Origin of the sequence: Nocardia paucivorans NBRC 100373, from assembly GCF_000308675.1 — a bacterium.
In the GTDB taxonomy this organism is placed as follows: domain Bacteria; phylum Actinomycetota; class Actinomycetes; order Mycobacteriales; family Mycobacteriaceae; genus Nocardia; species Nocardia paucivorans.
The window spans coordinates 65,012-77,699 of the sequence record NZ_BAGE01000002.1; the positions used below are offsets into that span (position 1 = coordinate 65,012).

The 12,688-nt window shown below is 65.7% G+C and carries 9 protein-coding genes and 1 pseudogene; 5 read left to right on the top strand and 5 right to left on the bottom strand.

Annotation, left to right across the window (positions count from 1 at the left end):
* Positions 1-10 precede the first annotated feature (10 nt).
* The 4 genes and pseudogenes from ON32_RS01280 to acs form a co-directional block, all read right to left on the bottom strand.
* Entirely contained in the window at positions 11-949 is a 939-nt protein-coding gene (locus tag ON32_RS01280) for an alpha/beta fold hydrolase (RefSeq protein WP_040788052.1), read from the bottom strand.
* 49 nt (positions 950-998) lie between these two features.
* The gene (locus ON32_RS29825) at positions 999-1,514 is read right to left on the bottom strand and encodes a phage holin family protein (RefSeq protein WP_169331569.1); all 516 of its coding nucleotides are present in this window, start codon (positions 1,512-1,514) and stop codon (positions 999-1,001) included.
* A gap of 63 nt (positions 1,515-1,577) precedes the next feature.
* A pseudogene (gene nhaA, locus ON32_RS01285) lies at positions 1,578-2,765 on the bottom strand (Na+/H+ antiporter NhaA); the annotation flags it as partial.
* Between the two features lie 200 nt (positions 2,766-2,965).
* Positions 2,966-4,918 carry an acetate--CoA ligase gene (gene acs / locus ON32_RS01290; protein ID WP_040788054.1) on the bottom strand — a complete coding sequence of 651 codons (1,953 nt, stop codon included), beginning with the start codon at positions 4,916-4,918 and terminating at the stop codon, positions 2,966-2,968.
* Positions 4,919-5,133: 215 nt separating this feature from the next.
* Between acs and ON32_RS01295 the strand changes: the two genes are divergently transcribed.
* The 5 genes from ON32_RS01295 to ON32_RS01315 are packed head-to-tail and all read left to right on the top strand — an operon-like array spanning position 5,134 to position 11,167.
* Positions 5,134-6,759: a peptide ABC transporter substrate-binding protein gene (locus ON32_RS01295; RefSeq protein ID WP_051132741.1), complete on the top strand. Its 1,626-nt coding sequence runs from the start codon at positions 5,134-5,136 to the stop codon at positions 6,757-6,759.
* 42 nt (positions 6,760-6,801) lie between these two features.
* Complete coding sequence (locus ON32_RS01300; protein ID WP_040788055.1) at positions 6,802-7,728, top strand: ABC transporter permease; 927 nt, start codon at positions 6,802-6,804, stop codon at positions 7,726-7,728.
* A gap of 14 nt (positions 7,729-7,742) precedes the next feature.
* The gene (locus ON32_RS01305; RefSeq protein WP_051132749.1) at positions 7,743-8,702 is read left to right on the top strand and encodes an ABC transporter permease; all 960 of its coding nucleotides are present in this window, start codon (positions 7,743-7,745) and stop codon (positions 8,700-8,702) included.
* Positions 8,699-10,396 carry a dipeptide ABC transporter ATP-binding protein gene (locus ON32_RS01310; RefSeq protein WP_040788056.1) on the top strand — a complete coding sequence of 566 codons (1,698 nt, stop codon included), beginning with the start codon at positions 8,699-8,701 and terminating at the stop codon, positions 10,394-10,396. Before ON32_RS01305 ends, ON32_RS01310 begins: the two co-directional genes overlap by 4 nt.
* Before the next feature lie 27 nt (positions 10,397-10,423).
* Positions 10,424-11,167: a Fic family protein gene (locus tag ON32_RS01315; protein WP_040788057.1), complete on the top strand. Its 744-nt coding sequence runs from the start codon at positions 10,424-10,426 to the stop codon at positions 11,165-11,167.
* A 487-nt stretch (positions 11,168-11,654) separates the two neighbouring features.
* Here ON32_RS01315 and ON32_RS01320 read toward each other — a convergent pair whose 3' ends face one another.
* A complete protein-coding gene (locus ON32_RS01320; protein WP_040788058.1) occupies positions 11,655-12,488 on the bottom strand; it encodes an HAD-IB family hydrolase in 834 nt (277 codons plus the stop codon).
* Positions 12,489-12,688: the final 200 nt, after the last annotated feature.

A 12,688-nucleotide genomic window follows, 5' to 3' on the forward strand; every position in this document is an offset into this window, starting at 1 on the left:
CCGATGCGGTTCAGGAGGCCGGCAGTTCGGCCAGTTCGGCGGTGACCTTCTCCGGTTTCTCCTGGTGCGCGAAATGCCCGGCCCCGGCGATGGTGACCGTTCGGCCGTTCGGGCGCAGCGATGCGTCCCGGGCGACGGTATCGGCCAGGACATACCGGTCCAGCGCGCCGCGCAACGACAGCACCGGGATATCGAGGGGTCGGCGCATGGCCGTCATGAATCGGTGTCCGTCCGGACGCCACTGGCTGCGGAAGGCCCAGCGTTGGTATTCCAGGGCGCAATGCGCCGCCCCGGAGATCTGGATGGCCGAACGCATCCGGTGTGCGGTATCGGCGAATTCCGCCGTGCTCGACCAGGTGTGAGAGCAGCGTTGGCGGAGTAGTCGCTCGACCTCCGCGCCGTCGTGGCGGACGAGCCGATGCTCCGGATAGCGGGGGAGTTGGTAGCGCAGGAAATCGGGGAGCCAGGCCCGACGCTGGGCACTGTCGCGCAGCACCGCGTACTTCAGTGCCGCCGGATGCGGGGAGCCGATGAGTGCGATGGACCGCACCAGTCGTGGATGCAGCACGGCCGTCGCCCAGCACACCAGGCCGCCGTCGGCGTGGCCGACGAGGGTGGCATCGGCGTGGCCGAGGGCACGGATCAGCCCCGCGATATCACCGGCCAGGGTCCAGCCGTCATAGCCACGGGGTGGTTTGTCGCTGTCGCCGTACCCGCGGAGATCGACCGCGACCACCCGGTATCCGAGTTCGGCCAGGGCCGGCAACTGATGCCGCCACGTCCACCAGAAGTCGGCGAAGCCGTGCAACAGCACGACCAGCGGCGCGTCCACCCGGTCGGGGTCGGCGATCGCCACATGTAGTCGGATGCCATTGGCGTGCACATCACGGTGTGTCCACGGGCCGTCGTATCGGACGCTGGACGGATCCGGTGGGAAGTTCGACGCCACGGCGTCCGAGCGTAGTAAACGCCCGGCCCTCCACCGTGCCTGCCCCGCCTCAGCGGGTGAGTTTGTCCAGCTGTGCCGCGGCCGTCTCGTCCCGCCGTTCGTGTCCGCCGAGACCGCCGGGCAGCACCGTGCGCGTCTGCTTGAGCGAATCGATGGTCCGCTCCGGGGCGCGCAGTTTCTTCACCTTGCGGTAGCCGAGGAATGCCAGTGTCCCGGTGGCCAGAAGCATCAGCGCGAAGACGATCCAGAACGCGGCCCAACGATACAGCCAGATGTCGAGGGTTTCGGCGACCGCGAAGAAGAAGAAGAAACTGCTGAACAGCAGAACGGTCAGCGCGGCGATGAAGTAGACGCTGCCCTGGAGCCCTTTCTTGATCTCGCCGGTGACTTCGGCCTTGGCCAGTTCGACTTCGGCGCGCACCAGTGTGGAGACCTGTTCGGCGGCGTCGCGCACCAGGCTGCCGAAGCTGGCCGAGGCATGCGGGTCGATATCGGACAGCGGAATCGAGGTGACCGAATGGCCGCCTCGCGCATCGGTTCCGTTACCGCCCTGTGTGACACTCACGTGGTCGACCTCTCCCTGTTCCGGCCCTGCTCGGCCTTGCTTTTCTGGTTCTAGCGCATCCGCATCCCGCCGTGCTCGGTGGACACGCCCGCGCCGCAACAGTAGCGCCGAACCGGCCAGTGACGCGGCCATGGACGTCACCAGCACTGCCGCCTTGGCCAATTCGGCTGCATCGGCATTATCGTGCAGCGCGAGTTCCGCCACGAGCAGGCTAACGGTGAAGCCGATCGCGCCGAGCACCGACAGTGCGAACATATCGCGGTACCCCAGGAATGCGGGACGTTCGGCGATCCCGGTCCGAACGGCCACCCAACTGCTCCCGAAGATACCGGTGATCTTGCCGATGAGCAGACCGAGCACGATCGCCAGGGAAAGGCGGTCGGTGAACAGTCGACCGAGGACGTCGCCGTTCATGGGGACACCCGAGGCGAACAGCGCGAACAGTGGAACGCACAACCCCGCCGAGAGCGGCTGAAAGGCGTGCTCCCACCTGGCGGCGGGCGATTCCTCCTCATCCGGATCCGGGTGCACCCTGGTCAGTAGACCGACCGCCACACCGGCCAGCGTGGGATGGATCCCGGCCTCGTGCAAGGCGTACCACGTCACCAACGCCAAGGGCAGATAGATCAGCGGGGAACGCAGCCGCTTCTGCTGGGCCGCCCACCACGCGACACAGCAGGCAATCGCCGTGAACAGCCACAACAGCGCGAGACCGGTGGTGAACAGCACCGCGATCAGAATGATCGCCAGCAGGTCGTCGACCACCGCGAGGCTGAGCAGGAACACTCGGGCGCCGGCCGGGATCCGGGAACCGGTCATGGCCAATACCGCCAGGGCGAAGGCGATATCGGTGGCCACCGGGATGGCCCAGCCGCGGTCCATGCCGTCGATGCCGAATCCGACGCAGTATGCGATGACCGCCGGAGCCACCACTCCACCGACCGCCGCAATGATCGGCAGTAGGGCGCGTTTGCGGTCGGCGAGTTCGCCGACGACGAGTTCGCGTTTGAGTTCCAGCCCGACCACGAAGAAGAAGATTGCGAGCAGCCCGTCCTGCACCCATTCGGCGAGAGTGAGTTCCAGGTGTAGTGGTGGGACGGCGAGTACGGTCCCGGTCATCGTTGTGTAACTCGACGCCCAGGGCGAGTTGGCCCACAGCAGAGCTATCGCGGCGGCGATCAGGAGGAGTGAACCACCGACCGTCTCGGTGCGTAGATACCGGGCGAGTTCCGAGCGGGCGGTCTTCGGCACGAGCAACCTTTCGGCGGGTCGGAGTGCTATCACCGCGGCCGCTCGGCGAACCGATGGTCCCCGGGTACACGACCACGCGCCGACCAGGCTTCCCGGCACACCGTAAGCCAGTCTAACGGTCCGTCCGCAATGGAAACCGATTGGTATGTAAATCCTCGGGTCGGGCCACACGCGGTGACCCGACCCGAAGACGGAGCTACCTATGCGCGACTCGTTCGGATCGCCTCGAAGACCTTCGGATCCACCAGCGTCGAGGTATCTCCGAGCTCCCGCCCCTCGGCGACATCACGAAGCAGACGCCGCATGATCTTGCCGCTGCGGGTCTTGGGCAACTCCGGCACCACGTGGATCTCCCGAGGTTTGGCGATCGGACTGATCTCCCGTGCCACCACGCTCCTGAGCTCGTCCACCAGCGCGTCACCGGTATCGGTGGTGCCGGCGGTGAGGATGACGAAGGCGACGATGCCCTGTCCGGTGGTCTCGTCACTGGCGCCCACCACCGCGGCCTCCGCCACCCCGGCGTGCCCGACCAGCGCGGATTCCACCTCGGCGGTGGAGATCCGATGGCCGGAAACATTCATGACATCGTCCACGCGGCCGAGTACCCACAGGTCGCCGTCGGCGTCGAGTTTGGCGCCGTCGCCGGCGAAGTACCAGCCCCGCTCGGCGTACCGGTCCCAATAGGTGGCCTTGTAACGCTCCATATCACCCCAGATGCCGCGCAGCATCGACGGCCAGGGCTTGTCCAGGACGAGATAGCCGTTGGCCTCGGTCTCCCCGAGCTCGACCCGATTGCCCTCTTCATCGACGACCTGCGCGGAGATGCCGGGTAGCGGAGCCATGGCCGCGCCCGGTTTGGCGGCGGTGATGCCCGGCAGCGGCGAGATCATGATGGCGCCCGTCTCGGTCTGCCACCAGGTATCGACAATGGGCGCGCGGTTCGCGCCGATCACCTCGCGATACCAGCGCCAGGCCTCCGGATTGATGGGTTCGCCCACCGAACCGAGCACCCGGATGCTGGACAGATCGTGCGAATCCGGAATCTCTCGGCCCCATTTCATGAAGGTGCGCACCAGCGTCGGGGCGGTGTAGTAGATGCTGACGCCGTACTTCTCGATGATCTGCCAATGCCGGTGTTCGTCAGGGAAATTCGGCGTCCCCTCGTAGACGACCTGGGTGACCCGATTGGACAGCGGACCGTACACGATGTAGCTGTGTCCGGTCACCCAGCCGATATCGGCGGTGCACCAGTAGACGTCGCGCCCCGGTTTGTGGTCGAAGACCACATGGTGGGTGTAGGAGACCTGGGTGAGGTATCCACCGCTGGTGTGCAGAATGCCCTTGGGCTTTCCCGTGGTGCCCGAGGTGTAGAGGATGAACAGCGGGTGTTCGGAGTCGAAGGGCTGGGCCTCGTGCTTCGGGTCGGCGCCGGCCACGGTCTCGTGCCACCACAGGTCGCGGCCCTCGGTCCACGGAACCTCGATACCGGTTCGGCGGACCACCAGCACATGTTCGACGGAGGCCGGCACATCGCCGTGGGCGTAGAGTGCCTCGTCCACGGCCTCCTTGAGCGGGGCGGTCTTACCGCGGCGCCACTGGCCGTCGGTGGTGATGACCAGCCGCGCGCCGGCATCGTCGATACGCTGCCGCAGCGCGGCCGGAGAGAAGCCCGCGAACACCAGCGAATGCGGTAGCCCGAGTCGCGCGCAGGCCAGCATGGCGACGATGGCCTCGGGGATCATCGGCATGTAGATCGCGACCCGGTCGCCCGCGACGAGTCCGAGTTCGGTGAGGTAGTTGGCCGCCCGACCCACCTCGTCGAGCAGTTCGGCGTAGGTGATGGACCGGGAGTCGCCGGGCTCGCCCTCGAAATGGATGGCCACCTGGTCGCCGTACCCGTCGAGGACATGACGGTCCACGCAGTTGTAGGCGACGTTCAGTTGGCCGTCGACGAACCATTTCGCGACCGGGGCCTGCGACCAGTCCAGCACCTGGGTCCACGGACGGTGCCAGTGCAAACGTCCGGCCTGTTCTGCCCAGAACGCCTCACGATCCTGCTCGGCGCGCTGATAGATACCGGCATCGACGTTCGAGTCGGCCGTGAACTCCGCGCTGGGCGGATACGCCTCCGAGTGTTCGGCGGTTTCGGTCATCTCGTCACTTCCTTCGGATCACCTGCGTATGCGGGCCGCTCTCGACCCTAACTGTTACCTGCGCCACGTCGAGAAGTTCCTCCCATGTTTCCGGCGCAGGCACCGGTGGTGTCATACGTAACGGCCTCGGAAAACTCGCCGGTGATCCGGCGCACCACCGGACAGGTCACGGGTGCGGTGGCTATGGTCGAACGGTCGACTCTTCGTGGTAGGGGATGGGGGTACAGGTGCGCGGCGCGTGGACGGTGACCCGGATCATCGGACTGGTGCTGCTGCTGGTGTGCGCCGCCGCCCTGCCCGCCTGCACGGTGACCCCGGCCCTGGGCGAGTCCATCGCCGTCAACGGGTCGGAACCGCAGAACCCGTTGGTGCCGTCCAACACCAATGAGAACGGTGGCGGTCGCATCGTGGACCGGTTGTTCGCCGGGTTGCGCCGCATCGATGCCGACGGCGGCCTGCACGACGAGGTGGCCGAGTCCATCGAGACCACCGACCAGCAGCACTACCGGATCAGGTTGAAACCGGGGTGGACGTTCAGCGACGGTTCCCCGGTCACCGCCCATTCGTTCGTGGACGCCTGGAACTACGGCGCACTGATCACCAATGCGCAGTTGCAGAGCTATACCTACGCGCCCATCGTGGGATTCGACGATGTCCAGGCGGACCCACCACGCGCGCAGACGATGTCGGGCCTTCGGGTGATCGACGATCTCACCTTCACCGTGGATCTGGTGGCTCCCACCATCGATTTCCGCACCCGACTGGCCTACGCCCCGTTCTATCCGTTGCCTGAGGCGGCGTTTCGGGATATGGAGGCGTTCGGGCAGCACCCCATCGGCAACGGCCCCTACCGCCTCGCCGACGGCGATGCCTGGCAGCACGACGTGAAACTGGAGCTGGTCCCCAACGAAACCTATCGCGGCGGTCGTCCGGCCCGAAACAAAGGCCTCACCTTCATCTTCTACTCCGATTTCGAGGCCGCCTACTCGGATCTGCTCGCCGGCAATCTGGATGTGCTCGACACCGTTCCGGTGAGCGCGTTGACCGTTGTGGACGACGATCTCGGCGACCGGGCCGTTCAGGCGCCGACGGCGCAGAACCAGTGGATCGGAACCCAGCCGGGCCTACCGCACTTCGACGGTGAGGAGGGACAGCTGCGCAGACACGCCATATCGATGGCGATTCACCGGCAGGCCATCGCCGACAAGATCTTCCGCGGTACCCGCAAACCCCCGCGTGACTACACCTCGAGCGTGCTACCCGGTTTCGATCCGAACCTACCCGGTGCCGAGGTACTCGAATACAACCCCGACCAGGCGCGCCGGCTATGGGCGCGCGCCGACGAGATATCGCCGTGGAGTGGTCGTTTCGAGATCGCCTACAACGCCGATGGTGGCCACCAGCCCTGGGTGGATGCCGTTGCCAACAGCATCAAGAACACACTGGGCATCGATGCGGTGGGTATCGCATATCCGACGTTCAAACAGTTGCGGGACCGGATCACCACCCGCAGCGTCGGCCGGGCCTTCCGATCCGGTTGGCAGGGCGACTATCCCACCATGTTGCAGTTCCTGGAACCGAGTTTCCTGAGCCATTCGGAGACCAACGACTTCGACTACCGCAACCCAGAATTCGACTCGTTCATCGCGGCGGCCGAGGCGGCGCCCACCGAATCCGAGTCGTGGCGGTGGGTCGGGCGGGCCCAGCAGGTGCTGTTGCGTGATCTGCCGACCATCCCGATCTTCGACTACGTGAACACCGCCGGTTATTCCGAACGGGTCCACAATGTCATCTTCGCCTGGAACGGGTTGGCCGACTTCGAAAACATCGAGCTGAAATGAGCGGTTGGCGAACGCGATTCCGGGAGACTACGAGGAGAACCTATGGCGTGGTACATCGGGCGGCGACTGCTGCAGATGATCCCGGTGTTCTTCGGCGCGACCCTGCTGATCTACTTCCTGATCTATCGGGTCTCCGGGGGCTCGGTCGCCGCGTTCGCCGGTGAGCGCACCCTGACCCCCGCCCTGGAAGCGCAACTGCGCGCCCGCTATCACCTCGACCGATCGTTCCTGGTGCAGTATCTGTACTACCTGAAGGGAATCTTCACCCTCGATCTGGGCACCTCGTTCTCCGGGCGGCCGGTGAAGGACGAACTGGCCCGTGCGTTCCCGATCACCTTCCGATTGGCCTTCCTGGCCGTGGTGTTCGAAACGGTTTTCGGCGTGCTCTTCGGGGTCTTCGCCGGTCTGCGCAAGGGCAGACCGTTCGACTCGATCATGTTGGTGCTCAGCCTGGTGGTGATCGCGATACCGGTCTTCGTCCTGGGTTTTCTGGCCCAGTACTTCTTCGGGGTCGAATGGGGGATCGCGCCGGTCACGGTGGGTGCGAACGCGAGTTTCTCCAGACTCGTCGTTCCCGCCCTGGTGCTCGGCATGCTGTCGTTCGCCTATGTGCTGCGGCTGACCAGGAACTCGATCGCGGAAAACATGGACGCCGACCATGTGCGCACCGCGACCGCGAAGGGACTGGGTCGGCGGCGCGTGGTGACCGTACACATTCTGCGCAATTCACTCATCCCGGTGGTTACCTTCGTCGGGGCTGATCTGGGCGCGTTGATGGGCGGCGCCATCGTCACCGAGGGCATCTTCAATATCCCCGGTATCGGCGGCACGCTCTATCAGGCCGTGGTACGGGGAGAAGCGCCGACCGTGGTCTCCTTCGTCACCGTACTGATCGTCGTCTTCCTGCTCACCAACTTGGTGGTGGACCTGCTGTACGTGGTTCTCGATCCGCGGATCCGCTATGCCTGAACAGGAGTGTGGTCATGCCCGATGAGCGGTCCCCGATTCGGCCGGGGCAACAGCGTTGGGTCGCGCCTCCCGAAGAGGTGCCGGTCGAGGCCGTCGACCGGGTGGATATCAGCGGGGCACCGCGGGGGCTGTGGGGGGAGGCATGGCAGGGATTGCGGCGCAATCCGCTGTTCTTCGTCTCCGTCGCGCTCATTGTCATCGTGCTGGTGGTCGCGGCGTTTCCCGGACTGTTCACCGATCAGGACCCGCGGTACTGCGTGATCGAGAACAGTCTGCTGCCGCCGAACGCGCACCATTGGTTCGGATTCGATCTACAGGGCTGTGATATCTACGCGCGCACCGTTTACGGGGCTCGCGCCTCGGTACTGACCGGGGTTGGCGCGGCCCTGCTGTTCGTACTGGTCGGCGCGACATTGGGGGCGCTTGCCGGCTACTATGGCGGCGCACTCGATTCGATCATCTCGCGTATCTCCGAGATCGTCTATGCAATACCGCTCATGCTCGCGGCCATCGTGCTCATGCAGTTGTCGCAGGAGCGCACCATCTGGCTGGTGATCGTCACCCTGGCCGGATTCACCTGGCCACAGGCGGGGCGGATCGCGCGCGGGGCGGTCATCTCCGCCAAGAACAGCGAGTACACACTGGCGGCGCAGGCGCTGGGAGCCTCGCGGTTCGACATTCTGGTACGGCATGTCCTGCCGAACTCGCTCGGGCCGGTGCTCGTGGTGACCACCATCTGGTTGGGTGTTTTCATCGTCACGGAGGCGACCCTGTCGTTCCTCGGTGTCGGGCTGCCGCCGACGGAGATTTCCTGGGGCGCCGATATCGCCACCGGTCAGCAGCAGTTGCGCGGGGGGTCGCTGATCCTCTTCTATCCGGCTGCCGCGCTGGCCTTGACCGTACTCGGGTTCATCGTGCTCGGTGACGCGCTGGGTGACGCCCTCGATCCCAAATCTCGCAGGAGGCGCCCATGACCGGTCGGCCGACCACAATCGATCCCGACAGCCCGCTCCTGACGGTCCGCGATCTGCGTATCGCCTTCGGGACGGGGGCGAACCAGGTCGATGCGGTGCGTGGTGTCGACCTGACCGTCCATCGGGGACAGACCGTTGCCGTCGTTGGGGAGAGCGGGTCCGGGAAATCGACCACCGCCCATGCGATCATCGGTCTGCTGCCGCGCGGGGGGCGAGTGGTGTCCGGAAGCATTCGTTTCGATGGCCGCGAATTGACCGAGGCCTCGCGGGCACAACTGGTGCGGTTGCGGGGAACCGGGATCGGTTTCGTACCGCAGGATCCGATGTCGAACCTGAACCCCGTGTGGAAGATCGGTTTCCAGCTCCGGGAAACGCTCGCCGCGAACGGTATCGCCCGCGGCCGGGCGGCTCGGGAGCGCGCCGTGGAACTGCTCGAAGCAGCCGGGATACCGGATGCCGAGTACCGGCTCGACCGGTATCCGCACGAACTGTCCGGCGGACTGCGGCAGCGTGCGCTGATAGCCATGGCCCTCTCCGGGCGGCCGGACCTGCTCATCGCCGACGAACCGACCTCGGCCCTGGACGTGACCGTGCAGCGGCAGATACTCGACCATATCGGCAGGCTCACCTCGGAACTCGGGACCGCGATGCTACTCATCACCCATGATCTGGGGCTGGCCGCCGAACGCGCCGAGCACCTGGTGGTGATGTACCGGGGGCGGGTCGTGGAGTCCGGCCCCGCGGCCGAGCTACTGCGCGACCCGCGTCACGAATACACCCGGAGGTTGGTGGACTCGGCACCCTCACTGGCATCGGCGCGCCGCCCGCAACGGCGGAGCCGGATATCGGTCACCGCCGGACCGGCGGGTGATGTGATGGACGAAGCCGCGCCGGAAACGGCTCCGATTCTGGCGGCCGACCGGCTCACCAAGAGATATCGGGTCCGAGGATCGGTGCCCTGGAAGTCGACGGAACGCGTGGCGGCGGAGGATATCTCGTTTCGGCTTCGTCGCGGCACCACCACCGCCCTGGTCGGTGAATCGGGGTCCGGGAAATCCACTGTCGCTCAGCTCGTCCTGGGGCTGATATCCCCGAGCTCGGGGTCGGTCCGTTTCGACGGCAAGGACATCACCCGGATGAACCACGCCGAACAACTCGGTTTCCGCCGACGCGTGCAACCGGTGTTCCAGAACCCGTACGGATCCCTGGACCCGATGTACTCGATCCACCGCTGCCTGCTCGAGCCGCTGCGTATCCACGGCATCGGCACCCGAGCGGAACGTGAGGCCCGGATACGGGAGTTGCTCGACCAAGTGGCGCTGCCCGCCAATGTGCTCGGTCGTTACCCGAGCGAACTGTCGGGTGGACAGCGGCAGCGGGTGGCAATTGCCCGCGCGCTGGCGTCGGGACCGGAACTGCTGGTCTGCGACGAGGCCGTGTCCGCACTCGACGTCCTGGTCCAGGCGCAGATCCTGAACCTGCTCGATGAACTGCAGGATCGGCTCGGCCTGAGCTACCTGTTCATCACACACGACCTCGCCGTGGTTCGGCAGATCGCCGATGAGGTGCTTGTCATGCAGGGCGGTCGTATCGTCGAGGCAGCGGGCACCGAGGAAATCTTCACCGCCCCGCGGGAGGAATACACCCGGCGATTGCTCGCGGCGATTCCGGGACGGGACCTGCTCGTGGGGTGACCGGGCCCGCGGCAGTAGCCTCGTCCCGTGACCGATCCGCTGCAACCTCTCGTCGACCTGCCCGGTGTGCGCGCGGCCGCCGACAAGGCCCGTGACGCCCTCGCCGAGGTCCATCGACACAAGGCGAACCGACGCGGTTGGCCCGCCACGGCCGCCGAGGCAGCGGTGCGGGCGGCGCGTTCCTCGGCGGCGATCGACGGTGGCAGTACCCAACTGCCTGCCGATGGTGCCCCCGATCCGATTCTGGCCGGTGCGCTGCGGGTGGGGCAGGCATTGGACGGGGATGGTCTGCGTAATCTGACCGGTGTCTGGCAGCGGGCGCCGTTGCAGGCATTGGCCCGTCTACATCTGCTCGCCGCGGCGGACCTGGTGGAGGACAAGGACCGGCTGGGCCGCCCTCGGGCCGATACGGGGGTTTCCGAGCGCCTGGATCTACTCGCGCAGACGGTGCTCGGATCCGCGGCGCCGGCCCCGGTGGTGGCCGCCGTGGTGCACGGTGAGCTGCTCTCTCTCCAACCCTTCGGTTCCGCGGACGGGATCGTGGCGCGGGCGGCCGCTCGATTGGTCACGGTGTCCAGCGGGCTGGACCCGCATGCTCTGGGAGTGCCCGAAGTGTTCTGGTTGCGGCGGCGGCAGGCGTATCTGGATGGCGCCGCCGGATTCGCCACCGGGACCGCCGAAGGAGTCGGCGGCTGGGTGATTTTGTGCTGCGGCGCACTGGAGGACGGTGCGCGCGAGGCGATGTCGATCGCGAATGCCGCCGCCGGCTGATAGGGGCGTACACATCGAAGCGGGCGGCGTTGTCGCTGTAGACGACCTCACCGCCCGCTAGCACGGACCGCCGGGGTACCAAGCGTGCTGGAATGGGTTGTGTTCACGGCCTCGGCGTTCCTCCGGGGCTCACCACGGCTCATCCCCGCAGACTGTGCGAGGCATCGCCGCCGGCGATCCGGATTTCGCAGGCCCACAACGCTTTTGCCTTTATCGCGGCGAGCTCCGCGTGGGTTCCTGGCGTCCGTGCCGGGAAGGATGGTCGGGAGACTGCACCTTCTCTTCCGGTTCAGCCTTGGCCTTCCGTCCTTCCGTGCCTCCATTTTTACCACTGTGAGCGCACTCACAGCAAGTGCCGACCGGGTATCGAACCTCGGAATTTCGATCGGAGTTCTAGCTCGAAATTCCTGGTCGTCAGCCCATCAATGGCGGTTAGCGCAGTGAATCTTCTCACTGTTGGTGTATGCCCGGTGGGAGCCGGCCGGGATCAGCGGCGGCGTAGGAAACGGTAGGTGAGCGCACCTGCGACCATCGCGCTCAGGCCCACTCCGACCGCGGCCAGGGTTGTCGACGACGGTGCCTGGAATCGCGCCCATAGTGATACCGGATTGGAAAAGGTTAGTATCGGCCAACCCCGGGCCGTCGCCTCGCGACGCAGATTCCGGTCGGGATTCACCGCCGTGGGGTGACCGACCGCGGCGAGCATCGGCAGATCGGTGATCGAGTCGGAATAGGCGTAGCACCGGGACAGGTCGTACCCCGCCTCGGCGGCAAGCTTTTCCATCGCGGTGACCTTGCCCTCGCCGTAGCAGTAGAACTCCACCTCGCCGGTGTACTTGCCGTCCACCACGGTCATACGGGTTGCCGCGGTGTGGGTGGCGCCCAGCGCCTCGGCGATCGGCCCGACGATCTCCTCACCCGAGGCGGAGACGATGACCACATCGTGGCCGCGGATCTTGTGATCGGCGATCAGATCGAGCGCCTCCGCGTAGATCAGCGGCTCGACCAGTTCGTGAAGTGTCTCGGACACGATCGATCTCACCTGCTCGACATCCCAGCCGGCGCACATATCGGTCAGATGTGCCCGCATTCGTTCCATCTGATCGTGATCGGCTCCGGAGAGTAGGAACATGAAGTGCGCATAGCTGCTCTCCAGAACGGTACGACGATTGATCAGCCCCTGGGCGAAGAAGGGTTTGCTGAATACGTATGCGCTCGACTTCGCGATCAGTGTTTTGTCGAGGTCGAAAAAGGCGGCGATACGGCCGTTCCGGCAGCTCGCGTCGTTCGGAGATCCTGTTGTGTTGCCAAGGGCGGTCACACGTCCAGGATAGGCATCGCAATTGTGCGGATCCGGTCTCCCGCGCCTCACTCGGCGGTCATACCCGGTGGCTTTTCCGGCTGTGCTGTAGGTAACACGACACAAGGATCTTTTCCCGAGTCGGACTTGCATGGTGGCCGGTTCTTGGGTGTAGTATTGCTGGCACCTGGACATGTTCCAGGCGCGTTCAGCCCGACCCC